The 25,643-nt window shown below is 55.4% G+C and carries 25 protein-coding genes and 1 pseudogene; 20 read left to right on the plus strand and 6 right to left on the minus strand.

Going from position 1 to position 25,643, the window contains the following annotated elements; all coding sequences use genetic code 11:
* Window positions 1–18: 18 nt before the first annotated feature.
* The 13 genes from BN1969_RS10980 (at window position 19) to BN1969_RS11040 (ending at window position 14,193) form a co-directional block, all read left to right on the plus strand.
* Window positions 19–435: a metal-dependent transcriptional regulator gene (locus BN1969_RS10980; RefSeq protein WP_050624319.1), complete on the plus strand. Its 417-nt coding sequence runs from the start codon at window positions 19–21 to the stop codon at window positions 433–435.
* Window positions 436–646: 211 nt separating this feature from the next.
* Complete coding sequence (locus BN1969_RS10985; protein WP_050624320.1) at window positions 647–1,261, plus strand: TetR/AcrR family transcriptional regulator; 615 nt, start codon at window positions 647–649, stop codon at window positions 1,259–1,261.
* 70 nt (window positions 1,262–1,331) lie between these two features.
* The gene (locus BN1969_RS10990) at window positions 1,332–1,925 is read left to right on the plus strand and encodes an MptD family putative ECF transporter S component (protein ID WP_050624321.1); all 594 of its coding nucleotides are present in this window, start codon (window positions 1,332–1,334) and stop codon (window positions 1,923–1,925) included.
* 34 nt (window positions 1,926–1,959) lie between these two features.
* Window positions 1,960–3,717, plus strand: a complete 1,758-nt coding sequence (locus BN1969_RS10995) for an ABC transporter ATP-binding protein (protein ID WP_050624322.1) — start codon at window positions 1,960–1,962, stop codon at window positions 3,715–3,717.
* Complete coding sequence (locus tag BN1969_RS11000) at window positions 3,718–5,448, plus strand: ABC transporter ATP-binding protein (RefSeq protein ID WP_050624323.1); 1,731 nt, start codon at window positions 3,718–3,720, stop codon at window positions 5,446–5,448.
* Between the two features lie 290 nt (window positions 5,449–5,738).
* Window positions 5,739–6,641, plus strand: a complete 903-nt coding sequence (locus tag BN1969_RS11005; protein WP_050624324.1) for a LysR family transcriptional regulator — start codon at window positions 5,739–5,741, stop codon at window positions 6,639–6,641.
* Window positions 6,642–6,759: 118 nt separating this feature from the next.
* Entirely contained in the window at window positions 6,760–8,373 is a 1,614-nt protein-coding gene (gene nikA / locus BN1969_RS11010; RefSeq protein WP_050624325.1) for a nickel ABC transporter substrate-binding protein, read from the plus strand.
* Between the two features lie 174 nt (window positions 8,374–8,547).
* Window positions 8,548–9,486: a nickel/cobalt ABC transporter permease gene (gene opp1B / locus BN1969_RS11015; RefSeq protein WP_050624326.1), complete on the plus strand. Its 939-nt coding sequence runs from the start codon at window positions 8,548–8,550 to the stop codon at window positions 9,484–9,486.
* A gap of 3 nt (window positions 9,487–9,489) precedes the next feature.
* Window positions 9,490–10,314: a nickel/cobalt ABC transporter permease gene (gene opp1C / locus BN1969_RS11020; RefSeq protein WP_050624327.1), complete on the plus strand. Its 825-nt coding sequence runs from the start codon at window positions 9,490–9,492 to the stop codon at window positions 10,312–10,314.
* Window positions 10,311–11,144 (plus strand): ABC transporter ATP-binding protein, encoded by an 834-nt coding sequence (locus BN1969_RS11025; protein WP_050624328.1) that lies wholly within the window; start codon window positions 10,311–10,313, stop codon window positions 11,142–11,144. The genes opp1C and BN1969_RS11025 overlap by 4 nt, the downstream gene beginning before the upstream one ends.
* Window positions 11,137–11,940: an ABC transporter ATP-binding protein gene (locus BN1969_RS11030; protein WP_050624329.1), complete on the plus strand. Its 804-nt coding sequence runs from the start codon at window positions 11,137–11,139 to the stop codon at window positions 11,938–11,940. The genes BN1969_RS11025 and BN1969_RS11030 overlap by 8 nt, the downstream gene beginning before the upstream one ends.
* Window positions 11,937–12,869 carry a M14 family metallopeptidase gene (locus BN1969_RS11035; RefSeq protein ID WP_050624330.1) on the plus strand — a complete coding sequence of 311 codons (933 nt, stop codon included), beginning with the start codon at window positions 11,937–11,939 and terminating at the stop codon, window positions 12,867–12,869. Before BN1969_RS11030 ends, BN1969_RS11035 begins: the two co-directional genes overlap by 4 nt.
* Entirely contained in the window at window positions 12,856–14,193 is a 1,338-nt protein-coding gene (locus BN1969_RS11040) for an MATE family efflux transporter (RefSeq protein WP_050624331.1), read from the plus strand. Before BN1969_RS11035 ends, BN1969_RS11040 begins: the two co-directional genes overlap by 14 nt.
* A gap of 169 nt (window positions 14,194–14,362) precedes the next feature.
* Here BN1969_RS11040 and BN1969_RS11045 read toward each other — a convergent pair whose 3' ends face one another.
* Complete coding sequence (locus BN1969_RS11045; protein WP_050624332.1) at window positions 14,363–15,343, minus strand: helix-turn-helix domain-containing protein; 981 nt, start codon at window positions 15,341–15,343, stop codon at window positions 14,363–14,365.
* A gap of 175 nt (window positions 15,344–15,518) precedes the next feature.
* Here BN1969_RS11045 and BN1969_RS11050 point away from each other — a divergent pair, with 175 nt between their 5' ends.
* From BN1969_RS11050 to BN1969_RS11060, 4 genes and pseudogenes are all read left to right on the plus strand, one after another.
* On the plus strand, window positions 15,519–17,285 hold the full coding sequence (locus BN1969_RS11050; protein ID WP_050624333.1) for an ABC transporter ATP-binding protein: 1,767 nt from the start codon (window positions 15,519–15,521) through the stop codon (window positions 17,283–17,285).
* A complete protein-coding gene (locus BN1969_RS11055) occupies window positions 17,275–18,984 on the plus strand; it encodes an ABC transporter ATP-binding protein (RefSeq protein WP_050624334.1) in 1,710 nt (569 codons plus the stop codon). Before BN1969_RS11050 ends, BN1969_RS11055 begins: the two co-directional genes overlap by 11 nt.
* A 16-nt stretch (window positions 18,985–19,000) precedes the next feature.
* Window positions 19,001–19,232, plus strand: a pseudogene (locus tag BN1969_RS17205) (metal-dependent transcriptional regulator); the annotation flags it as partial.
* Window positions 19,233–19,293: 61 nt separating this feature from the next.
* Window positions 19,294–19,533 carry a helix-turn-helix domain-containing protein gene (locus tag BN1969_RS11060; RefSeq protein WP_242850332.1) on the plus strand — a complete coding sequence of 80 codons (240 nt, stop codon included), beginning with the start codon at window positions 19,294–19,296 and terminating at the stop codon, window positions 19,531–19,533.
* A 117-nt stretch (window positions 19,534–19,650) separates the two neighbouring features.
* Here BN1969_RS11060 and BN1969_RS17210 read toward each other — a convergent pair whose 3' ends face one another.
* Both BN1969_RS17210 and BN1969_RS11065 read right to left on the minus strand, forming a co-directional pair.
* Entirely contained in the window at window positions 19,651–19,827 is a 177-nt protein-coding gene (locus BN1969_RS17210) for a helix-turn-helix domain-containing protein (RefSeq protein ID WP_305147793.1), read from the minus strand.
* Window positions 19,828–19,958: 131 nt separating this feature from the next.
* Window positions 19,959–20,279, minus strand: coding sequence for a helix-turn-helix domain-containing protein (locus BN1969_RS11065; RefSeq protein WP_050624335.1), 321 nt, complete (start codon window positions 20,277–20,279; stop codon window positions 19,959–19,961).
* A gap of 141 nt (window positions 20,280–20,420) precedes the next feature.
* On the opposite strand from BN1969_RS11065, the gene BN1969_RS11070 reads away from it, so the two are divergent.
* Window positions 20,421–21,305 (plus strand): hypothetical protein, encoded by an 885-nt coding sequence (locus BN1969_RS11070; RefSeq protein WP_050624336.1) that lies wholly within the window; start codon window positions 20,421–20,423, stop codon window positions 21,303–21,305.
* A 32-nt stretch (window positions 21,306–21,337) separates the two neighbouring features.
* Window positions 21,338–21,955 (plus strand): hypothetical protein, encoded by a 618-nt coding sequence (locus BN1969_RS11075; RefSeq protein WP_050624337.1) that lies wholly within the window; start codon window positions 21,338–21,340, stop codon window positions 21,953–21,955.
* Window positions 21,956–22,220: 265 nt separating this feature from the next.
* On the opposite strand, the gene BN1969_RS11080 is transcribed toward BN1969_RS11075, so the two are convergent.
* Entirely contained in the window at window positions 22,221–22,724 is a 504-nt protein-coding gene (locus BN1969_RS11080; protein ID WP_050624338.1) for a hypothetical protein, read from the minus strand.
* A 211-nt stretch (window positions 22,725–22,935) separates the two neighbouring features.
* Here BN1969_RS11080 and BN1969_RS11085 point away from each other — a divergent pair, with 211 nt between their 5' ends.
* Window positions 22,936–23,232, plus strand: a complete 297-nt coding sequence (locus BN1969_RS11085; protein ID WP_187120346.1) for a helix-turn-helix domain-containing protein — start codon at window positions 22,936–22,938, stop codon at window positions 23,230–23,232.
* A 345-nt stretch (window positions 23,233–23,577) separates the two neighbouring features.
* Here BN1969_RS11085 and BN1969_RS11090 read toward each other — a convergent pair whose 3' ends face one another.
* A complete protein-coding gene (locus tag BN1969_RS11090; RefSeq protein WP_242850333.1) occupies window positions 23,578–23,745 on the minus strand; it encodes a hypothetical protein in 168 nt (55 codons plus the stop codon).
* Window positions 23,742–25,622 (minus strand): heavy metal translocating P-type ATPase, encoded by a 1,881-nt coding sequence (locus BN1969_RS11095; protein ID WP_050624341.1) that lies wholly within the window; start codon window positions 25,620–25,622, stop codon window positions 23,742–23,744. The genes BN1969_RS11090 and BN1969_RS11095 overlap by 4 nt, the downstream gene beginning before the upstream one ends.
* Between the last annotated feature and the right edge of the window lie 21 nt (window positions 25,623–25,643).

Below are 25,643 nucleotides of genomic sequence, written 5' to 3' on the forward strand. Positions count from 1 at the left end.
ATTTTCAAGGAGGACTACATGGAGAAAAAAAGATCTGCCACAGCGTCTGGAGAGGACTATTTGGAGGCTGTATTGGTGCTCCAAAAAGAAAAAGGTATGGTGCGCTCTGTGGATGTGGCCCGGCATATGGGAGTCTCCAAGCCCAGCGTGTGCCATGCGGTGGCTATCTTGAAAAGGGGTGGTTTTCTCACCACGGATGAGGACCTCTTTCTCCGCTTGACCGATATAGGCCGTGGAGTGGCAGAGCAGACCTATGAAAAGCACTGCTTCTTCACCCTCCTGCTGATGGAGGCTGGCGTGGAGCCAGAAATAGCAGAACAGGAAGTTTGCCGAATAGAGCATGTAATCAGCGAGGACAGTTTTCAGAAATTGGCCAACCTGTATCAGAGGAGACCTTCAAATGCAAGGTCAATAGAGGACGAGGGGGAAATTTGATGTGGAAACAGGTCCTTCTGATTGATGATGGATTGCTGTAATAGTATTTCTTCTTAAAAACCGCAGTTGCCCTAAATGGGTGCCTGCGGTTTTTCATCGTGTCTATCTGTCTGCGTATGGTGATGAGAGCAAGAGGCTTGACAGGCTGAACACTGCGTGCTATATTGTAAACATCGTTAGCGAACAACGATAACAAAGAAAGGAGGCAAGTATGCCGAAGGACAAGACAGAAACCCATGAACGGATCATACCGGCCGCCATGAAGATCTTTCTGGAAAAAGGCTTTGAAAAGGCCACCATGCGGGAGATCGCGGAGGAGGCGGGCATCACCGCCGCCGGACTGTACCGTCACTTTGTAGACAAGGAGGCCATGTTCGCTGCCCTGGTGGAGCCGGTGCTTTCTGAACTTCAGAAGTGGTGTGAGCGGACGCGGCAGGTGGACTATGACTTTCTGGAGCAGGGCGACCTGGATGCCATGTGGAATTCAGGCAATGATTTGGGCCTGGTGGTGGAACAGATCTATTCCCATTTCAACGAGTTCAAGCTGCTGCTTTGCTGTTCCGCCGGGACCAAGTACGCCTGGTTTCTCCACGATATTGTGGTTATGGAGCAGCAGGAGACGCTGGCCTACATGGAGGAAGCGAAGAAGCATGGCGTCCCGGTAAAAGAAGTGGACCCCAAAGAGCTCCATCTGCTTATGACCGCCTATACCAACGCCCTCTTTGAAGTGGTAGTCCATGACTTCACCAAGGAGGAGGCCCTGCACTACCTGGATACGATACACCAGTTCTTCATTCCCGGCTGGCGGGCCATCCTGGGGCTTTGAACAGCCCCTTTTTTCTGCATTTGAGTTAGCGAAAACTAACTAAAATCCACAACAGGAGGTGCGTATGTAAATGAAGCGTGTATGGACGGCCAGGAGCCTTGCTGCCGTGCTCGGCGGGTCCCTGCTCTATTTCCTGATCACGGTGCTGGTGATGATGTGTGGGTCATTTTCGCCCTTGTTCTGGGTCTTTCTCCCGGCCATCACCGCCGCCGCATCGGGGTGGCTGTATCTGTATCTGGCGGCCCGAACGCCCCGGTTTGGGGTACCGGTACTCATGAACTTAGTGGTGCTTCTGCTGTTCCTGGCGGCGGGTGAGCTGTCCGGCTGGATGGCGGTGACGCTGGCGGCCGGAGCGGTGCTGGCGGAACTGGTGCGGCGGCTGAGCGGGTATGAGAGCCTGCGGGCCGCCCGCTGGAGCTTTCTCCCGCTGGCCTTCAGCTCCAGCGGGAGTCCACTCTACATTTGGATCGACCCGGCCCGGACGGCAGCCAGCGCCGCAGAAGAGATGTCCCCAGCCTATGCCGCGGCGGTGGAGGGGCTTGCCACGCCGGGAATGCTGGTCCTGATGCTGGCGGCCATCATCGTGGGAGCCGCCATCGGCGCATGGCTTGGGAGCCCGCTTTGGAAATGCGGTCAGGCCCGAATCCATATCAGAAAAGCATGAGCCGTATCGGAATACGGCGGAAAGGAAGTGCAGAATGAAAACAAAACGGGAAAATCCCCTGAAAGTCCTCTTTTCCTTCTCTGGAGAGGCCAGGGGAAAAATGACTGGCTCGGTGATCCTGGCCTTTATCGGAGAGATGTTCGGCATGGCCCCCTATTTTGTGGTGACCCTGCTGGCGAAGGAGCTCTATGAGGGCACTGCCACGGTGGAACGGGCGGCGGTCATGGCGGTGACGGCGGCCGTGTGCATGTGCCTGCGGGCGTGGCTTACCGGCCTGTCCTCCATGCGCAGCCATACAGTTTCCTTCACCATCCTGAAGAACATCCGGTGCGCTCTGGCGGATAAAATGGCGAAAGTCCCCATGGGCGTCATGCTGGAGACCCCCTCCGGCACCTTCAAGACTTTGATGGTAGACAATGTGGGGCGGCTGGAGGACATCATCGCCCACATGGTGCCGGAGCTGCCCTCCAACCTGGCCGGGCCGGTTTTCAGCATCATCCTGGTGTTCGTTCTGGACTGGCGGATGGGGCTGGCCGCCTTCATTACCGTCCCCCTGAGCCTGGTGTTCGCTGTGTGCATGATGCGGGGGTACAAGGAGAAGATGGCCGTCTACCTGCGCTCGGGCAACGAGATGAACGCCGCCCTGGTGGAGTATGTGGGCGGCATCCAAGTCATCAAGGCATTTGGGCAGGGGAGCAAGAGCTTCGGGGAGTTCTCCCGGTCGGTCAACTTTTTCCACGACAGCACCCTGGCCTGGTGGCGGCAGAGCTGGTTTTGGATGGCGGGCTTCAAGGCGGTGCTGCCGTCTACCCTGCTGGGCACGCTGCCCGTGGGGGCGTGGCTCTATATGCGGGGCACGCTGGAACTGCCTCTGTTCCTGGCCTGCATCATCATCCCCTTCGGCTTTATGGCCGGGCTCATCAAATTCGGCTTTGCCCTGGGCCAGCTCTCCTACATGGCTCCCAACCTGGACCCCATTCAGGACTTTCTCGCCACGCCGGAGCAGCGCCGGCCTGAAAAGCCGGTGAAGCTGGGAGAGCGTTCCTTCCGTTTTGACCGGGTGTGCTTCTCCTATGATGGGAAGAAGGAGGTCCTCCACGATGTGAGCTTTACCGCCCGCACCGGGCAGATCACCGCCATTGTGGGGCCCTCCGGCTCCGGAAAATCCACCATTGCCAAGCTGATGGCCGGCTTCTGGGACGCCACAGGCGGGACGGTCTCCTTTGGCGGGCAGGACATCCAAAATATTCCCTTTGACCAGCTCATGGGGGAGATCAGCTATGTGGCCCAGGACAACTTCCTCTTTGACAGGTCCATCCGGGAGAATATCCGCATGGGCGACCCCGGCGCCACTGACGCGGAGGTGGAAGCCGCGGCCAGGGCCGCCAACTGCCATGACTTTATCATGAATCTGGAGCAGGGGTACGATACCTTGGCCGGAGACGCCGGGGACCGGCTCTCCGGCGGAGAGCGCCAACGCATCACCATCGCCCGGGCCATGCTCAAAAAGGCGTCCGTCATCATCTTGGACGAGGCGACCGCCTTCGCTGACCCCGAGAGCGAGGCGCAGATCCAACAGGCCATCTCCCGTCTGGTGCGGGGCAAGACCCTGATCGTGGTGGCCCACCGGCTGAACACCATCCAGAACGCGGATCAAATTCTGGTGATCGACCAGGGGCGCCTTGCAGCCTGCGGCCGGCAGGAGGAGCTGCTTAACACCTGCCCCCTGTACCGGACCATGTGGGAGCAGTATCAAAGCACGGCGGCTTTTGCCGGAAAGGAGGCCAACTGAATGTTCCATACCATCAAACGGATTCTGGATATTGCCGGAGACCAGAAAAAATACATCTATGCGGGCATTGTCTGCAACATCCTGAAAACCTTTTCCATGGCCATGATGCTCATGGCGGTCTATGTGGTGATCTCCCATCTGGACAGCCTCACCGCCGAGGTGATCGGACAGGGCCTCGGCATCCTGATCGCCAGCGTGTTCGGCCGCTTCCTGTTCCAGTGGCTGGAGGACATCTCCATGAGCGCCAAGGGCTTCGACATCTTCCGGGACTACCGGCTGGCTATCGGCGAGAAGATGAAAAGCGCCCCCATGGGTTACTTCTCCGACCAGCGCCTGGGCACCATCCAGACCACCCTCACCTCCACGGTGGTGGAGCTGGAGCAGTATTCCATGCTGTTTATCACGGACATCACCGGCGGCGTGTCCATGTCGGTCATCATCATTGTAATGATGCTGTTTTTCAGCCCCTGGTTCTCCCTGCTGTCCCTGGCGGGCCTGCTGGTGGGCCTCTATGTGCTGGGAATGGTGCAGAAAGCCGCGGCGGAGCACACCCCAAAGGTGCAGGAGGCGCAGGAGGAGCTGGTCACCCAGTCGCTGGAGTACATCCGGGGCATCGCGGTGCTGCGCTCCTTCTCCCAGACGGTAGGGCAGGACAGCGCAGTGTATCAGTCCTTCCGCCGGCGGCAGAAGGCGGCGCTGGATCAGGAGAAGGCAGCCCTGCCCGCCCTGCGGCTCTATATTCTGGTGTTCAAGCTCACCGGCTGCGCCCTCATGTTCCTGTCCACCTTCCTCTATCTGCAGGGGGCCATCTCCCTGACCTACTGCTTTTTGTTCCTGGTGGCGTCCTTTATCCTCTACTCCGAGATGGAGGTCATGGGGGACGGCTCCTTCCTGGACAAGAAGATCGCCACCGAGCTGGACCGGCTGGAGGCGGTGACCAACATCCCCTCCCTGGACCGGACGGACAAGGCCCTCGCTCCCGGCCGCTTCGACATTGAGCTGAAGGATGTATCCTTCTCCTATGGAGGAGGCCGGAAGGTCATCGACCATGTTTCTCTCAAAATCCCCCAGGGGACTACCTGCGCCGTGGTGGGGCCGTCCGGCTCTGGAAAGACCACCTTATGCAGCCTGATCGCCCGTTTTTGGGATGTGCAGGAGGGGAGTGTCTGCGTGGGCGGCACGGATGTGAAGGACTGCACCGCCGACAGCCTGCTGAAAAACCTCTCCATGGTCTTCCAAAATGTGTATCTCTTCCACGACTCCATTGAGAACAACATCAAATTCGGCAATCCCAACGCCACTCACGAGCAGGTGGTGGAGGCGGCCAGGCGCGCCCAGTGCCACGACTTTATCATGGCGCTGCCCGACGGCTATCATACGATGGTGGGAGAGGGCGGCTCCACCCTCTCCGGCGGCGAGAAGCAGCGGGTCTCCATTGCCCGCGCCATTCTGAAGGACGCCCCCATCGTGATTCTGGATGAGGCGACTTCCAGTGTGGACCCGGAGAACGAGCATCTGCTTTTGGCCGCCATCCGGGAGCTGACGGCGGGCAAAACGCTTATTTCCATCGCCCACCGGCTCTCCACCGTCCGGGACGCGGATCAGATCGTGGTGGTGGACCAGGGACGGATCGTTCAGCAGGGGACTCACGATGCGCTGATGGCTCAGGACGGCCTCTACCGCCGGTTTGTTCAGGTCCGGGAGCAGGCTGAGGGCTGGCGGCTGGAATAATCGGTTTTTTAGGCGTCGTTCTGGAAGGTTGCAGAAAGGCCAGAGGCCGCCGGCATGATGCCGGCGGCCTCTGGCCGCTTACCGCCTGCCAGGTCTGCTGCCTGGCCATATTGACAATCAGCCATTCAGGAGGAACTCAGCCTACAATTCACCAGAATAAACTGTACCTGACATTTCGGCTATTTTCAAGTTTATATCATCCTGAATGAGAATATATTACTTGTCCGTAAGCGCCTGATATAGTATATTGTGGTTAGCATACGCAAACTGATGGCATGGAGGAACGCGCAATGGAAATGAAACAACTGGAGAGTTTTGTGACCGCCTGCGAACGCGGAAGCATTTCACAAGCTGCGGCTTGCATGTATACCACACAGCCAAACGTCAGCAAAACCATCCGTACATTGGAGCATGAACTGGGACGGCCTCTTCTGGTCCGGAGCGGGAAGGGCGTACAGCCTACGGTTTATGGGAAGACCGTACTGGAGTATGCGAAGCTGATTCTGAGGGCGACGGCTACGATCTCCTCTTTAGCTGTGCCGGATGAGCAGGACGGTCTGCGGCTGTCCACATATCCTAGCAACATGGTGTCACGCCTGTTAGTAGACTTCTACAAGACCTGGGGACCTGGAATCCATATTGAGCACCATGAGGGCACCGTGGAGGAGATCACCAACCATGTCCACCAGGGGATATCCGAAGTCGGGATCGTATATGTGGCGCAAAAGCAGACTCCTACATTCCAACACATTCTTTTCCACAAGAAATTGGAATTTGTTCCTCAGAGTGAAAAGAGCATCTGCGTCTATGTAGGACCTCAGCACCCACTGTATCATGCGGAGAGTGTGGACTTTTCAGAACTGCCAAATCTGAAATTCATGCGGGGAGTACGGGATTTCTTTTCCATGGAACATCATCTTGAAACGGTGAGCATGGGAGTCATTGACCAAAGCGTTATGAAGCACGTGATATACAGCGATAGTGACCACTCGATCATCAATTTTCTGCTCCACACGGATGTTTGCAGTCTGGGCTTGAATTTTATGCACGGCCCCTATGAGCAATATGATATCAAACCGTTGTCCATCAACGGATGCGAGCCGTTTCTTCAAATCGGCTATGTGCTGGACCCGGAGCGCCCGCTCTCGCCGCAGGCATCCTGGCTGATAGAGCGGTTCAGGGAAATGCTGTAAGGGCATAACAAATAGTTATGGAATTCCATGAAAAACTGACCTCTGGTAAGTCTTGGCTAACTACTGTAAAATTACAAACCGTAGTACAAGACTACAATATTTAAGACTGGAGGCATTTATGAAAAGAAGGATTTTTTCTGTGCTGTTGAGCAGCGCTCTGCTGCTGACGGCGCTCGCCGGCTGCGGACAAGGGGGCGAAGCAGATCCAAGCGGAAGCCCGTCCGACGCAGACAGTGAAACCGCTACGCGGGACGAGCTGATATTTGTCAACTATCGGGATATCCGGGACCTAAACCCCCACCTGTACGCCGGTGAGATGTACGCCCAGAGTATCCTTTACGATACCCTGGTGAGCAATACGGAAGATGGTTATGTGGGTTGTCTGGCAGAGGACTGGACCATCAGCGATGATGGCCGGATATATACCTTCAATATCCGGGACGGCGTAACCTTCTCCGACGGAACACCCTGCGACGCCAACGCCATTCTGGCCAACTTCAACGCGATTCTGGAAAACCGGGAGCGGCACACCTGGCTGGAGATGATGAACCTGCTGGTGAGCGTTTCGGCGCCGGACAGCGATACTTTTGTCATTGAGATGAGCGAGCCGTACTACCCCATGCTCACCGAGCTGGCTTGCATCCGCCCGTTCGCAATGATTTCCCCTAACTGCATGATCGACGGCAGCACGATGAACGGCGTCAACGGCTATATCGGGACAGGTCCTTATGTGCTCACAGACTTTGTTACCGATGAGTATGCCGTTTTTGAGCGCAATGAGAATTATTGGGGTGAGGCGCCCGCAATTCAGAAGATCACTGTCAAGGTCATCCCCGACAACCAGACACGCATTATGGCCCTGGAGAATGAGGAGATCGACCTGATTTTCGGCAAGAACATGCTGGACGCTGATGCCATCAGCCAGTATGTGGACAGTGACCGGTTCACCGTAAGCCTGTCTGACCCCACCTCCACCCGGCATATTGTGCTGAACACCACCCACGATATTTTGGGAGACGTGGCGGTGCGAAAGGCGCTCCAGCACGCCACAAACCGGCAGGCCATCTCCGAGGGCATTTTCTACGGCCTGGAGCCGGCAGCGGATACCCTTTATTCCCCAACCGTCCCCTACTGTGACGTGGATTTGGAGCCTTATGCTTACGACACCGATGAGGCGGCCCGCCTTCTGGACGAGGCCGGCTGGGTTATGGGAAGCGACGGGGTCCGCGCCAAGAATGGACAGAAACTGGAACTGGACCTCCTCTACAACAGCGACAGCGTTACTGAGAAGACCATTTCCGAGTATCTTCAGAGCGAGTATCTGAAATTGGGCATCTCCCTGAACATCCACGGCGAGGAAGAACAGTCTTATCGTGATAACATGAAAGCCGGTAATTTCGATATGGTGTTCAACATCTGCTGGGGTATGCCTTATGATCCCCAGTCCTCTCTGGCTGCTATGCGGGCCCCGGTGTATGGCGACTACGCTGCACAGCAGGGACTGGAGGACAAGGCGGAGATCGATCAGGCCATCACGGATATCCTCACCTCCACCGATGAGACAGAGCGTCAGGAACTATATGACTTTGTTCTGACCCGGCTCCATGAGGACGCCGTCTACATCCCCTTGACCTATGAAACCAACAAGGCCCTTTATACCTCGGAACTGAAGGGGGTCCACTTCGGCACCGACCAGTATGATGTGGATTTCGCAAGCATGTACTTCGAGTAATCGTCGATGGCATCGGGGCCGCTTCTTTTGAAGCGGCCCTTATGCTGAATTGCTTTCGCTCGCGGGATTTGCTCACGCTTTCCCCAGGCGTGAAGCACACAAGAAACACGTTTGCGAGGCTTCCACAGAAGAAAATCACAATTTTGCAAATATGTAAAAAAGAAAGGGGCATCTATGAAGCGCTATGTGATCCGCCGGCTGCTGATGGCAATCCCCCTGCTGCTGGCGATTTCCTTTGTCTGTTTTGTATTCATCAATATGATCCCCTCAAATCCGGCGGAGGTTGTCCTCCGAATTCAGCAGACGCCCATTATCACAGAGGAGGCGATTGCGGAGATGGAGGAGGCGCTGGGCCTGAACAAACCGTTTCTGGTGCGGTATTTTGACTGGGTCCTGGGCTGTCTTCAGGGAGATTTCGGTATCAGTTATGTCAATCCCGCCCGCACAGTAGCCGGAGAACTGGCCCGCTGCCTGCCAGCCACACTGCAGTTGGCGGCGGCCTCGTTTATGATCGTGCTGGTGCTGAGCATCCCTATCGGCTTCCTCTGCGCTGTGTATAAGGACGGCTGGTTCGATAAGATTATGCGGGGTTTGGTCTTCATCTCCACTGCCATGCCTGCCTATTGGGTCGGGTTACTCCTGATGTGGGGGATCAGTGTCAAAATGGGGCTTCTACCGACCAACGGAAACGGTACCTGGCAACATATGATACTGCCCGCCTTTACCGTGGCGCTCAGCTACATCTCTACCTATATCCGGCTCATCCGCAACAATATGCTGGAGAATATGAAGCAGGATTATGTACTCTATGCCAATGTCCGGGGATTGCCTCAGCGGTCTATCCTGGTCAAGCATATCCTGAAAAATTCCATGCACACCTGCATTGTCGCCATGGGCATGAGCATCCCTCAGATGATTGCCGGCACCATCGTGGTGGAAAACGTGTTTTCCTGGCCGGGGCTGGGAACGCTGTGCATCAGTTCTATCTTTAATCGTGATCTGCCGGTCATCCAGACTTATGTGCTGTTCATCGGTGTATTGTTCGTGGTATTTAATCTAGTGTTCGACATCCTTCAGACCGTATCCGATCCCAGGCTGAGAAAGGAGAGCTGAGCTATGGGAAAACGCTTTCTGCACAACCGTGCCGCTGTGGTAACGGTGGCTTTTGTCCTCCTGATCGCGCTGATCGGCATTCTTGCCCCGCTCCTGGCGCCGCACGATCCCTATGTTACGGACATCCTCAACAAATTCGCGCCGTACAGCCTGGAATATCCGCTGGGGACTGATCACCTGGGGCGGTGTGTGCTCTCCCGCCTGATTTATGGTATCCGTCCAACACTGGGACTTGCCCTTCTGACCATGCTGGGGACCATCGCGCTGGGCGCGCTGCTGGGCGTTATGGCCGGCTACTTCCGGGGCGTGGTGGAAGAAATCATCATGCGGGTGGTGGACGTGATGCTCTCCTTCCCCAGTCAGATCATGGTGTTCGCCGTGGTGGGCCTTCTGGGGATCAATGTCCAAAATGTCATCATTGCCAATGTGTTCATCAAATGGGCCTGGTATGCCCGTATGATCCGAACCGGCGTTATGCAGTACCGGGACCGGAACTTTGTCCAGTTCTCCCGGTGCGTGGGGATGCCGGAGCGGTTCATCCTGTTCCGCCACCTTCTGCCATCCATCACCTCTGATCTTGCGGTGCTGGCTTCTCTGGATGTGGGCTGGGCCATTATCAATATCTCTACCCTGTCCTTCCTGGGACTCGGCGTGCAGGCCCCCACCCCGGAATGGGGAGCCATGCTCAACGAGGCGAAGGATGTACTCACCAGTAATCCCACCCAGATGATCGCGCCTGGTATTGCTATCGTGGTTCTGGTGTGCTGCTTTAATCTGATGGGTGACGCCCTGCGGGACGTGCTGGACCCCAAGGAGGTGGAGAAATGACCCCGGTTCTGGAATTACAAGATCTCCATGTCCTGCTCTGCGCACGTCGGCATCAGGGGGTGGAGTTGGTGAAGGGAGTTTCCTTCTCGGTATATCCTGGAGAGTGTCTTGGAATCCTTGGGGAGTCCGGAAGTGGAAAATCCATGTCTATGAAAGCGGCGATGGGCCTTTTGGATCATGGATTCCACGTGCTTGGAAGCGCCAAATTCCAGGGAGAAGAACTGCTGGGGAAAAGTGATGAAGAGCTGCGCCGTCTGAGGGGCGGCCAGGTAGGCATCATTCTCCAAAACCCGATGACCTGTTTTGACCCCCTCTACCGGATCGGAGCCCAGATTGCCGAAACCTTTGCGGCCCACAATAACTGGAGCAAGGAGGATATCCTCCAGCGATCTCTGGAGATGCTGGGGAAAATGCGGATTCGTAATCCGGAAGAGGTGTTGGAGAAGTACCCGCATCAGCTCTCCGGCGGAATGCTTCAACGGATCATGATTGGTATCGCAACCGCTATGGAGCCGTCCCTCCTGATCGCGGACGAACCCACCACAGCCATTGACGCCATCACTCAATTTGAGATTCTGGACGAATTGCTGCGGATCAAGCAGGAACACCAGACGGCAATGGTCTTTATCTCTCATGACTTGAACGCTATTTCCCGGGTGGCAGACCGGATCGTAGTCCTCAATCAGGGGCTTGTGGTGGATCAAGGGGATTTCCATCATATTCTCCATCACGCGACCGATTCCTATACCAAGCTGCTGGTGGAGAAGCGGACGGATGTGATGCGCCGGTACAGCCAGGTACTGGGAGGAAAGGAGCGCGCCTATGCTTGAACTGAAAAATATCTGCGTCAGTTTCCGAAGTGAGCGTCAGGACAAGGTGTTCGGACATACCCGTCAGCAGGTGCTCTTTGATGTGTCCCTGAACGTAAAAAGAGGGACTTGCCTCGGTATTTTGGGAGAGTCCGGCAGCGGAAAATCCACTATGGGCCGGGTGCTGTGTGGGCTCCTGAAGCCAGACAGCGGGGAGGCGATTCTGGACGGTGTGTCGGTCTACGCCTCACGGGCGGGCCGAAGGAACCTGCAGAACAAGCTCAGTGTGGTGTTTCAAGACTACACAACCTCTGCTAATCCCCGCTTCCGTGTCAAAGACATCATTGGCGAGGGCCTGACCGTCCGGGAACGCCGGGAGAGGGGACGGCTGAAGCGAAACAAAGAAACAGCCGCCCTTCTGGAGCTGGTGGGACTTCCTGCTGATTTTGCGGACAGATTTCCCCACGAACTCTCTGGCGGCCAGCTTCAGCGGGTGTGCATCGCCAGGGCGGTGGCCTGTAAGCCAGAGGTCATCCTCTTTGATGAGGCGATCTCCTCCTTGGATGCGCATACCCAGGTCCAGGTGATGGATCTGCTGCAGGACCTGAAGGAAAAACTGGGACTGACCTATGTATTTATCACCCACGACCTGACCTCTATTACTTACCTCTGTGACGATGTGCTGTTCCTTTATCAGGGCCGTGTAACCGAATATCTGCCCGTCAGCCGCATCAGCGAGACCAAGGATGAGTACGCCCGGCGGTTGCTGGAGTCCATTGTGGTATTTGACACCGAGACTTCGGAGGTGGCCGTATGATTTTTTGTGGGACAATACTTTTGCCGGGTGAGCGGAAAAACGTACCGCTCCCGGTACCGGATGCGCCGCCTCTGAATGCAATCTGCCTGTGCGGCGCCTCACGGGGCAGAACACTGATCGTCACAGGCGGGGTCCATGGATGCGAATATGTGGGGCTCCAGGCATTGCGCCGCCTGGCTGGAGAACTGAACCCGGCGAGACTGTCGGGGAACGTCATCCTCCTGCCGCTGGCAAATCCCAGTGCCTTCTATGCCGGAGCCAAACAGGTGGTGCCGGAGGACGGCGTCAATTTGAACCGAGCTTTCCCCGGCGATTCTGCGGGCAGCCTTTCCGCTCGGTTGGCCTTTGCTCTGGAGACGGCTTTGTACCCGGAAGCCGATCTGCTGGCTGATCTCCACAGCGGAGACTGCAATGAGGCGCTTCATCCATTGGTGTTCTTCCCCACAGTGGGGGAGGAAATGGTCAACCAAGTCGCCCTGGCCGCCGCCAAGGTCCTGACTGTACCCTACCGGGTCCGTTCCACTGCGAAGAACGGGCTTTACAGCTGGGCGGTGCAGAGGGGCGTTCCCGCCCTGCTGATTGAGCGGGGCGGTCAGGGGCTGTGGTCTGAACAGGAGGTGGACGCCTGCTGTGAGGATGTCCGCTCCCTGCTGCGCCATCTGGAGATTATGCCCGGAGGGAACCCGCCGCGGGAGCAGCTGGAGATCACGGAAACCTTCTATGCGGAAGCTGAGTCGGAGGGATTTTGGTATCCGGCAGTAAGTTTGGACCAACAGGTCCGAAGGGGAGAACTGCTCGGACACCTGGAGGCGCTGTCCGGTTGCCGCTTACAAGAGGTTCGGGCCGAGTTTGACGGCATTGTCCTTTACTACACAATCGCTCTGGGCGTCCGGGCGGGAGATCCGCTGATCGCATATGGCCATCCGTAAGGAATTTTGGCGACTGGCCTGGCCCGCTGCGGCAGAGGGCCTGTTGCTGATGCTGCTCACCGCCGCCGACCTGCTGATGGTTTCCTCTCTGGGAAACACAGCGGTGGCGGCGGTCAGTATTTTTTCCCAACCCCGTATGGTGATCCTCTGCGTAACCCGCTCCTACTCTGTTGCACTGAGCGCCTATGTTGCCCGCCGGCGCGGCGAGCGTCCGGATGAGTCCCTGACCTCCTGTTCCCGCGCTTCGCTCATGCTGGGGTGCGGTCTCTCGATACTGCTCCTGGTCGGGACCTGGATTGGAGCCGGCCCGCTTCTACGACTGGCCGGTGCACAAGATGACTATATCAACTTGGGGTTGCGGTATGCCTTTCCCGCCCTGGTGAGTCTGGCATTCTCCGGGCCGGCTATTGTCCTTCACGGCATCTTGGCGGGGCTTGGCGATACCAAAAGCGTGCTTGTGTCCAATGTGCTGGGCAACGGAGTCAATGTCGTCTTCAATGCGCTGCTGATTTACGGCCTGGGGCCATTCCCTCAATTGGGAGTTTTCGGCGCCGGGCTGGGAACTGCTATCGGTGCTGGTGCCACGCTGGTCTATACGCTGGCGCTTTTCTTACGGCGGCGGCATCCGGCCACTCTGCGGGGCAGAGGGGCCTGGCTGCCGGAACGGGAATACCTCCGCTCCCTGGCTCCCCTTGCCGCGGGCACATTCCTGGAGCAGGCGGCGGAACGGTTTGGGATGTTCACATTTTCTCGCCTGGTAGCAGATCTGGGCGCAGCGGCGCTAAGCGTCCACAACATCTGTGGGAGCCTGTGCGACATTTACTATAGCTTCTCCCAGGGGCTTGGGAAGGCCAGCCTGGTCCAGGCCGGCCAGGCGTTGGGAACTGGAAGAACGTGCAATCTGAAACGGATCGGGGCCGTGTCCCGCCGGGCGGCGCTGTGGACTGGGGGGGCGGCCACGCTGATCTATTTGCTGCTCCGGTCGCCCTTGCTTCGATTCTACCACTTGGAGGGCAATGACCTGGCTCTTGGCTGTGAGATCATGATCTTTGTGGCTGCTGTCAACATTCCGGAGGCATGGGCTATGGTCCATGCAGGGCTGCTCCGTGGCTTGGGGCATACCAGTTTTGTGGCCCTCTATTCTCTCATCAGTATCGCGGTGGTGCGGCCGATCCTTACCTTCTTTCTGGTTTATGAACTTGGTCTGGGATTATACGGAGCATGGATTGCCCTTACTCTCGATCAAGCAACAAGAGCGGTATGTTCCATGCTGGGAGCGCAGCAGACGATTCGTACCAAGATGAAGGATGGCTCAAATTCATAATTTCCTTGATACTATTGTAGCGTCCTCATATAGATTTTTCTATTACCATAGATATCGGGTGCAATGAGATTGTAAATCATTCACCGGTTCCTTCAGGCTTAGGAGCAAGCCGAGAGCTGGCAGCTGTCTTTCTTCCTGCCTCCTGGCTTTTTCGGTCCGGTGTGTTCTCTCACTCTGCTTCCCGTGGGTGGGAAAACGCACGGAACGCTGCCGGGCTCTGACCGGTGCTGCGGCGGAAGAGCTGCGCGAAACGGCTGGGATTCTGATAGCCCACAATTTGAGCAATCTGGCCCACGGGCAGATCGGTATTCACCAGCAGCTGCTCCGCACGCTCCATCCGCTGCCCCTGAATATACTGAGTGATGGTGCAGCCGTATCGGGTGTGAAAGGCATCCTTCAGCTTGGAAACGCCCATGCAGCCGATGCGGGCCAGGCGCTCCAGAGGCAGCCGGTCCGCGCAATGGGCGGTGATGTAGGCCGCCACATCCGCCAGCATCCGCTCATCCTCCTGCGTCAGTGTCCGCCTGGGAGCTGGGTGGGCTCGATGCCGTTCCACCACCAACGCCACGGCTTCCGCCACTTTGCCGTCGTAAAAGAGCTTGGCGGCCAGCCCCTCGCCCCGGTAGTCCCGGACCTCTTTCAGCAGGCGGACCATCTCCGGGAAGTGGTCGGTCTGGTCCAGAGACTGAAAGGACTCCAACAAGCTTTGGAACTCCTCCGGAAACTGGCGGCGGAGGTAGTCCTGATAGTAGGCCGGAGTGATCTCAATGCCGATGGATACGATGGGGACCCGGCGGTGGATGAGCGCCCGGTAGGGCTCCCGCCCGCCGATGAAGCTCTTGACACAGCCGGACACCAGCCGGCGGCAGGGAGAGAACTCCTCCCCGGAGATGGACTCGTACCAGGTGACGCTCAGGCTCTCCGGCCAGCAAAACTCCAGAAGCTGATCCTCATGAAAATAGAAATCGTGGATTTTGAGCATATAGAGGTCCTGCTGCCCATAGGTCCAGAAATAGCCGCTTCCACCGGGGCCGGCCTGCCGCCAGCACAGGCCCATGCTTCCATATCTCCGGTTGTCCGGCTCCGGCACAAAGCCATGCTCCGCCATGGCCCCGGCATATTGCTCATCCAACACATTGCAGCTATACATTCTGACACGCCTCCTCCACCTCAATCGGCCGAATCCATACCCCGATCAGCCGCATGAGCGTGGCACGCCTTGTATCTGTGACAGACAGGGAGTATGCTGTTATTTGGTTAGTATCTGCTAACTAAAATATCATATCCGGCCTGTTCCGTCAAGGCTGGTAAAGGAGGAGTGCAATATGAAACAGAAAGAGATAAGCCCAGTCAGGCTTTTGCTCCGGTGGGCAGGGCCAGAGAAGAAATGGCTGATCGGGTCGGTACTGTGCGCCTTTGGGAGCGGGCTGCTGGCGATCACCGCTTACCTGGGGCTGTACCGGCTGATGGACGCGGTGCTGTCCGGCGCCTGCACCCCGGCGGTGATCGCGGACTGCGCCGTGTTCGTGATGGCGGGCACCGTGGGGCGGATGGTGCTGCTGGGGGCCTCCGGGGTGCTGTCCCACAAGGGGGCCTACGGCGCTCTGTTCCGGGTGCGGTGCATGGTCACGGAGCATCTGGCGAAGGTGCCCCTGGGCGCGTTGGATGAGCGGAGCACGGGAGCGGTCAAGACCGTGCTCAACGAGGACATTGAGAAGCTGGAGCTGTTTCTGGCCCATAACCTGCCGGAGTTCGTGGCCTATCTCACCGGCCCGGTGGTGATCTTCCTCTATCTGTTGTCGGTGAATGTCCCATTGGCGCTGGTCTCGCTGTTCCCCCTGCCGCTGGCGGGAATTGTGATGGGGGTGATCTTTGGCCGCATGAAGGGGATTCTGGAGGACGCCAACCGCTCCCTGGTGAGCTTCAACTCGGTAATGATCGAGTATGTCTCCGGGATGCGGCTCATCAAGGCGTACAACATGGGGAGCCGGTCGTTTCAGAAGTTTTCCCACGCCATTTCGGAGGAAAACCGGATCTGGAATCTGGTGACCCATAAAACCGCGCCGCCCTATGCGGCCTTCCTGCTGCTGGTGGAGTGCGGTATGCTCCTGATGATCCCGGCCGGGGGGCTTATGTTCCTCCGGGGCTCGGTGAGCGCCAGCGTGTTTTTGCTCTTTGCCTATGTGGGCGGCATGTACCTGACGGAGATCCTGCCGCTCCAGAAGATGTCCACCACCTTTGCCCAGGCTCTCAGCGGTGTGGGAAAGGTGCGGGAGATTCTGGAGCTTCCGGTCTTTGAAGGAGGCGGGCCATTCCCGGAGGACCACGGCATTGAACTGGACCATGTGACCTTCTCCTATGACGGGAAGACGGATGTGCTGCGGGATTGCTCTCTGTCGGTAAAGCAGGGGGAAAAGGTGGCCCTGGTGGGGGTGTCCGGCGCGGGCAAGAGCACTATCATCCAGCTGATCTCCCGGTTTTACGATACAACAAAGGGCGAGGTCCGCATCGGCGGCCGGAATGTCAGGGACATCCGCTACGAGGACCTGCTCGCCCACATCTCCATCGTGTTTCAAAAGACCTTCCTCACCCGGGACAGCGTGCTGGAGAACATCCGTATGGGCACGCAGGCCACGCTGGAACAGGTGCGGGAGGCCGCCCGTCTGGCACAGATCGACGACTTCATCCTGTCGCTGCCCCAGGGATACGACACCAAGGTTGGGGCTATGGGCTCACGCTTCTCCGGTGGGGAGCGCCAGCGCATCGCCATTGCCCGCGCTATTTTGAAGGACGCCCCCATCCTCATTCTGGACGAGGCGACCTCCGCCGCCGACCCGGAGAATCAGGTGGAGATTGACCGGGCCATTGAAAACCTCTGCCGTGGCAAGACCGTACTCATCGTGGCTCACCGGCTGGGAGCGGTAAAGATGTGCGACAAGGTGGCGGTGGTGGAGGACCACACCATCACCTGCTGCGGAACTCATGCGGAGGTGTTGGAACAGAACTCTTATTACCGCAAAGCCTGGGCCGACTACCGGGCAGCCAGGTCCATCACCTATTCCGTGAAAGGAGGGCAAGACGATGACAAATGAATCCCCGTTCCGCAAAAACAGGGCTTTTTATATTGGCGTAGTGCTGACCGTATTGGAGGGCATCCTCTCCGGGTGCAGTTATCTGTCTGTCTACATCGTCCTCACCGCTCTGGCTTCAGGAACGATTACCGCCGGAATGGTGGGAGTGGTCACCGCGGGACTCGCTGTTATTTTCCTGCTGCGGCTGGTCATTTACAGTACCGGGTACACCCAGGTCCAGATCGGCGGGGCGGCGGTGTCCAAGCGCCTGCGGCTGCTTCTGGGGGATAAGCTCAAGAAGATCCCCCTGGCCCGCTTCACCCAGGGGCAGGTTGGGCAGTATGTGAACACCATGACCAGCGATGTGGGCAGCTATGAGAAAATCCTGACCCATTCCAGTGGGAACATTATCAAAAACGCCGCGCTCTCCGCGGTTCTGGTTGGCTTTGTATGCACCGTCTGGCTGCCGGCGGGGCTGATCCTGCTGGCGGTTGTCGCGCTGCTGATTCCCGACCTGTGGCTGTCCTTCCGGGTGGTAAAGGTGTACGGCGTGGCGAAAAACAAGGTCAGCGCCGAGACGGTGAGCGGCATTGTGGAGTACATTGACGGCATTCAGATGTTCCGGGCGTACAACATGGGCGGCGTAAAAAACAGGACCGTCACCCAGGCCATGGAGGAGTTCAGCCGGGTGTGCTACCAGTACGAAGCCAAGGGCATCCCCATCGGATTCGGCTACAATATCATCAGCTGGGGCAGCGTGCCGCTCATCATGGTGCTGGCCGCCGGGCCATGGACGGCGGGGACACTGAGCGGCGTGGATTATCTGATGCTCTCCATGCTTCCCATTCTGCTGACCAAGCTCACCGCCAGCATTGCCATTGATCTCTTTGAGTGGAAGCACCTGATGGTCTCCAAAAGGAACATTGAGAATCTGATTCAGGAGCCGGAGGAGGCCGGAGAGGGCGCGCCCTTTGCCCCGGAGCGGCACGACATCACCTTCCGGGATGTGTCGTTCTCCTATATGCCGGGAGAGCCGGTCCTGAAGAGGGTGTCCTTCACCGTCCCGGACGGGAAACTCACCGCCATCGTGGGAGACTCCGGCTCAGGCAAATCCACGATTTTGAATCTGATCGCCAAATTCTATGAGCCGCAGAGCGGGACTATCGCCATCGGCGGTCAATCCATCCAGCCTGTCTCCGCAGAGCGGGTGCTGGCACAGCTCTCTATGGTGGACCAGCAGGTGTTTCTCTTTGACGATACCGTGCGGGAGAACATCCGCCACGCCCGGCCCACGGCCACTGACCGGGAGGTGGAGGCAGCCTGTAGGGACGCCGGATGTGACGGCTTTGTGGAGAAACTGGAAAAGAGCTATGACACCGGGATTGGAGAAAACGGCAGCCTGCTCTCCGGAGGAGAGCGGCAGCGGCTTTCTATCGCCAGGGCCATTCTGAAAAACAGTCCCATCCTATTGCTGGACGAGGCCACCGCATCCCTGGATATTGAGAACGAATTGGCGGTCAAGCAGGCCATCGCCAATCTGCTCAAGGAGAAAAAGACCGTGGTGATGATCGCCCATACCCTTTCTATCGTCAAGAACGCGGATCAGATCCTGGTAGTGGCGGACGGAACAATCAAGGAGTCTGGCACCCACGAGGAGCTGCTGGCCGAGAACGGAAAATATGCGGCCATGTGGAACGCAGAACAGAAAATCACTGTATAGAGAAGAGGTCGCGCCTATGAAAAAACTCCATGCGTCGGGCGAGGATTATCTGGAGGCCGTGCTGGTACTCCAAAAAGGAAAAAGGCATGGTAAGGTCCGTGGATGTGGCCCGGCACATAGGAGTCTCCAAGCCCAGTGTATGCCATGCAGTGACAACACTGAGGGACAGCGGTTTTCTAACTATGGACAAGGGCTTTTTCCTGCACCTGACCGACGTAGGGCGAGAGGTGGCGGAACAAACCTACGAACCACGAAGCCCACTCTTACTTTTCTTGGAATGGAACTCCACCTCCGCAAGCAGACCGTAAAATGGGGCCCCTGTATCTCACGCATCTGGAGTTCTTTACACTGGCTTACTTGGCCCAGCACCCTGGCTGGCTCTTCACGCAGGAACAGATCTACGAGGCTGTATGGCACGAGTTTCCGAAGGGCTGCGGCGCGAACGTAGTCAATATCATCAGTCAGTTCTGCCGGAAGATGGAACCGGGAAACCCCATCCGCACTGCCCCCTACAGCAGTTATAAGTTCGAACTGACTCCTGTAACCTGAGAAGCCTTTTTCGCAAAAAACGCAGGTATCCTTGACGGGTAACTGCGTTTTTTATGCAGGCAGATACAAAATAAAAACGGCGCTTTGGTGTGAGCTGTAATGCCCTCAAAGTGCCGTTTATGCTTTATCTGGGATGTGACGAAGAACATCTTCTACCCTGCAAGAAAGAATGTTGCAAAGGTCATTCAGCGTTGCGGTTGAAATATTCCGGTTTTGCTTCAAAGAATCCAATGTTCCCTTGCTGAAGGAATAGTCCTTTATTAGAGAATAAGTTGTAATTCCCTTTCGACGCATGGTGTCCCAGAGCGGGTCGTAAGTAATAATAGAAACCACCCCTTTGTGATTTCTATTATATTTGACATGCTGCCTCTTGAATATTCCCGGTATATCGGGTATAATATCTTAATTACACGATTTCATACTTGTTAATTCTTCTCATTCAAGCGCCTGACCATCAACAAAACAGCTTCCAAATCCTGATCGTTCATCGACTTGATGCCATTTATGATCTCCTGAACCAAAATTGGATTTCGGTATTCCGCTTCCTCATCGAAAAACAAACGGGGCGTGATACCGAGCGTGTCAATCAAATAGAGCAATTCTTTCACAGATGGCTGGGAATACCCGGTGACAATGTTATGAATATAGTTCTTGCTATGCCCTAAATCATAACTTAATTGGTATTCTGAAACTCCCTTTTTTAACCGCAATTCTGTGATACGGTTTCTGATAAATTCCATCTCCATATGATTCCTCCACCACCATTTTCCCCATAATACACTTTCATGGTGTGATATTAGGGTGGGAGTGGTGTGTTTCTTTTATACAATATCACTTTTATAGCGTGATAATTTGATAAAATACCACACAGGAAAAGAGAGAGACATATGGATAGAGAGAAAGAATCGCCTCCGGAGAGACTGCCGTTCTGCTTGGACGACACAGTTGGTGAAATCGTAAGGGCAAGCCAGGAGTGCCCCGGCGTCTACTATATCGCAGCCAGGAAACAGGACGGCAAGTTTTTGGCAGATGAATACTATGTGGTGGAAAAATCCTCGCCAGCCATATCAAAAGAGGCCATGGTATATGGGAGGATGCCTGAAGAGGACTCCCGTGTGCTGCTCTATTCGTTTGCGGAAGAGCGGCGGGGATATAAAATCATTGAGTATGAGATATATCGGTATCAGGTCAGGCACGGAATATATGCAGACGGACAGACATCGCTTCGTGATATTGCTTTTTACAATATGGAGTATCATCCGGAATACTTTGGAACTTATCCAGCGCCCCTTGCCACGCCGCGGGGCCGTACCGCACGCTACAAGCCGCTGATGAACGGCGTCTTCTGGATCGAAACAGGCACAGGAGCGGAAGTCCTCGCTGTATGCTATCCTATTTGGAACTGCGACTTCTCAGAAACCGTATTGAAGCAATCGGAGCAGACCGAAGAGGATGTGCGGGAAGGAATTGACAACACCTTGGGGTATCTGTTCTTTTCCAAGTGGGCCAGCAGCCTCGCCTTGTTTGAACTATGGGGGCAGTACGAGGAGTTAAGGGCCGGCGGTCTAATCAACTACCCCGCATTGATGAACTATATCTGGACCTATTTCCCGGAGTACGCCGCCACATACAATATACAGAATCAGATGGGGATGCACGATACCTTCGGCCTGCTGATGAACGCACTGGGGGCGGAAATGGAATTGCAGAACGACCCGAACAAGGTAATTGCAATGTCAAAAGCCGCCGGGCTTGATTTCCTGAATTTCTAATAGGGCTAAAAATGGACGGATCAGGTGGAACAATGAACTGGGATCAAAATGAAAATCTGGTAGAGCAAATCCTTCGCACCGGCATGTACGCAAATCTGTATGATAAAGAAACAACATACGGGTACCTGACCTATTTAACCTACCGGGTGGAGGACGCGCTGTTCACCTGGAAAAAGGAAAGCGATGCGGACGGTTTTTGGGCCGACCTCACATGGGAGGAATATATCGCCTTTTTGCAGCGGGAAAAAACATTGCTCTTGGCAGCCCAAAGGGTGCTGCTCAGCACCGTGATGGCGTTCCCTGCCTCCGCATTTGACTTTACATTGGAAGAAGCAGAAGTGGACTTTCCCGTAACGCGTTATGACAGCGCCGGGATGCTCCATATGGCAAAACTCCATTCCTTCGAGAACTGCATCTCAATCGTGGAGTTTCTGATGTTCCGGGCAGAGAGGGCGTATTACCCCCTGTGGAAGGAGCAGCGGGGACCCCACTACACATGGGAGCTTTATATCGTGGAACTGCTTCACAGCCGAAGGGAATTTGTGGACCCCTTATCAAGAGCCTTCCGCAACGCGCTGGTGCAATTGGACTTTCTCCCGGCGTGGCAGATAATCTATCCGACCATTCAAGGGGATACAGAGATAGGATGAGTCGGAGACCGAGATTATACTGTGGCTGAATCTTGAAAGGCGGTAAGGGATGTAAGGAGTGGGAAGACGGTACCCAAGCACAGGTAAAACGCACTCCTGACGATGATCAACATTATCAGCCAGCTCCGCCAGAAGATAGAACCAAACAACCCCGTCCGCACTGTCCCTGACAGCGTCTATAGGTTTGAGAACCTCTCAATAATAAAATGAAAAATCCCTGCAGATTTGCCGAATCTGCGGGGATTTTCTATTTCTTATTTTGGGCTCAATCGGTATCCATAAAATACTCCGCTGCCCGATATTCCAATTCCATCAAACTGTGGATGCGATACCTCTCAATTTTGTGTCGGAGATCTGGCAGTCGCAAGAAAAAATTCGACCACAGTTCTTGCCTGTCATAGTCCTTCTGATAGCGGTCCAAGGAATAATTGAACATCAGCCGGTAGGACAAGGCAGCCGTGCGGAGTCTGTGTTTATATCCATTGGGCGCTCTATCCCGAGAAAACAGATAAGCCACCATATCCATGATGCGCCGCTCTGTCATATAGGCGCTTCCCAATGTAATCGGGTGCCAGCAGTAGTAATCGTATTCTGATGGGTCATACCGCTTTGACAGGGAATCGTTTTGAAACGCCATAACGGATAGCTCAGGATACAGATGGCAGAGCTGATTAAGCGCACGGATATTTTTCCGCTTGTGCGCAATGTGATAGTAATAGATGAAATCCTCCAGGCTGATTTGCGGGTGGGTGACATTCAGCCGCCTCATGATTCCACTCCTTTGTATTCCGCCGCACATGGAAAATACTTCTTGCAAAGAAAGTATAATCACAAACATATATAAAAGTCAATGGTAATACTATATTTATCACACTGTATGAAGGCCGACATTTTCGATAAAATAAAACAAATACACGCGGGAAGGATTTGACGCCTTGGAATACAGAGTGGATGAACGGGCAAAGCGGATTGCCCGCAAATTGCGCAAAATCAGAGAGCTGAAAGGGCTGACCCGCGAAAAATTCTGTGAGCCCTTGGGTGAGAACAGCGATTACTGGGGGCTGATTGAGCGAGGTGAGCAGCCAATCAGCCTGCCCAAGCTGCTTCAGGTATGCGAGGTATATCAGATCCCTATTGAGAGCGTCGTGGTACTGGACTATCAAGTACAGGACAACGGCCGAGTACGGGAGGACATTGACGGACTTTTGGGACAGTGCAATGAGTATCAGCTTGAAGTGATTCGCAAGTTTATTTCGGATATTGCTATGACGCTATGAAGTACCGAATCCCTGCTAAAAATCGGGCGGGATTCGGTACTTTTTGCATAGCAATTATGACTATCTGTGAAATGCCAATCACAGATTACCGCACTGTGAAGATTGGAGATTACTCACAGCTATCAAATTTCTTTTATTCGTTTGCCAAAGGATTTATTTCCGAGGGAGTTTTTCTTTCTGAGATTGCATCTATATTTTGAAAAAATTATAAACAACAAGATGGAACAGTTCAAAAATGTTCCATCTTGTTGTTTCGTTTATTCAAAAATGCAGTCCGTTTATATCGTTTTCTTTTTGAGCCAGACTCAGTGTGAATATTTCAGCAGTAACAATAGATCCGCAAATTCAGATGAACAACAGTATCCCACAAACGATTGCAATAACAGCCCCGGCACCGGTAAAGACAGCGTAAATTTTTCGGGAACTGGGATCGTTCTTTTCTTTTATGAGGTAATATATTCCCGCACCGAAGATCAGCAGACCAATCAAAAGGCCAATGATTTTATACATCATTTCTGTTTTCTCCTCCATTTCAGCAAAAACGCAGAATTGGTAATGACAAGAACGGACCCTGCATTATGAACCAGTGCGCCGACAACCGGATTTAACTCTCCACTAATAGCAAGAACAATGGCCAGAAAGTTCAGCGCCATGGAAAAAGTCATATTGCACTTGATGGTGATCATCATCCGTTTGGAAAGCGCAATCAGATGCGGCAGCTCCTTGACCTCATCATCGACCAGCGCAATATCAGCCGCATCCACTGCAATGTCGCTGCCCACGCCGCCCATCGCAATGCCGACCTCCGCTTTTTTCAACGCCGGCGCGTCGTTGATGCCATCCCCGATCATACAGACCGGGCTGCCATGCCGCTGGTATTCCTCAATGGATTTGAGCTTATCTTCCGGCAGGCAGTTTGCCTGAACCTGGCGGATATGGAGTTCGCCCGCAATCGTCCTGGCGGCATTTTCGTGGTCCCCTGTCAAGAGAACGGGCTGCACGCCAAGCCCGGAAAGCGCGTCAATCATACCGGAGCTCTCCTTGCGCAGCGTGTCGGACAGTACGATATATCCGGCAAACACACCATCCACCGCGAGACAGGTCACAGTGCAGCCTTTCCTGATATGCGCTTCCGCCTCAAGCAGGGGCGCCATCTTGATCCCGTGCTCCTGAAGCAGTTCGGGGTTTCCCGCGAAAACCTGTTTTCCCTCCACAAGAGCGCATACGCCCCGGCCAGGGATCATCTGAAAATTCTCCGCTGGAGAAAGTTCCGCTCCATATTCTTTTTTGCAGCAGCTCACAATGGCCTTCCCAAGTGGATGTTCGGACAACTGCTCTGCGGAAGCGGCCAGCCGGTAAACCTCCGCCTTTTCATACCGCTCCGAAATACTGACAGCCTCAACGACTTCCGGTGTTCCATAGGTCAGAGTCCCGGTCTTATCAAAGGCGATCACCTTGACTTTGGCGAGCCGTTCCAGCGCGTCACCCTCCCGCACGAGGAAGCCGTGCCTGGTCGCGTTTCCGATGGCCGCCATGATGGCGGTAGGCGTCGCCAGTACCAGAGCACAAGGGCAGAACACAACGAGGATCGTGACCGCACGAATGATCTCCCCACTGATCAACCAGGTCAGCGCCGCCGCACTCAGGGCAATTACCACGATCCAGGTTGCCCAGCGGTCAGCGAGGCCGACAATCTTTGCCTTACCCGCATCCGCAGACTGGACCAGCCGGATCATGCGCTGGATCGAGCTGTCCTCGCCCACCTTGGTGGCCTCCATTTCAAAGGCTCCAAACTGATTGACGGTGCCGCTGGATACGCCATCGCCCACGGTCTTGTCCACGGGGAGGGATTCGCCGGTCATGACCGCCTGATTGATGGAGGTCTGGCCGGACACGATCACACCATCGACAGGGATGGTTTCTCCGGGCAGAACGCGGAGCAAATCGCCGACCTGGACCTGCTCGGCGGGGATCACGGCCTCTTTTCCGCCTTTCAGGACCCTTGCAGTCTGCGGCGTCAGATGGACCAGCTTTTCAATGCCGGCCCGCGCTTTTGCGACCGTCACCTCCTCCAGCAGCGCGCCGAGCTGCATGATGAAGGCGACCTCTCCGGCCGCAAAGATCTGTCCAATGCAGACCGAGGCGATCAGAGCCAGCGATACCAGCACATCTGCTTTAATATCGAAAGCGGTGACCAGTCCGATCATTGCCTCCAAAATAATTGGCAGGCCGCACAGAACGATGGCGAACCATGCCATGTCAAAGGGGAGAGGTTGGAACTGAAGCAAACTGCAAATGACTGCGACGCCGGAAATCACAAGGAGAGTGATGTCCTTTTTGATCCCGCCGAGTTCCAACAGGTGCTCTAATTTTTCCATAGACGCTTGCATAAATCATCCTCTCTTTCATAC

Origin of the sequence: Clostridium phoceensis (assembly GCF_001244495.1) — a bacterium.
Taxonomy (GTDB): Bacteria; Bacillota; Clostridia; order Oscillospirales; family Oscillospiraceae; genus Lawsonibacter; species Lawsonibacter asaccharolyticus.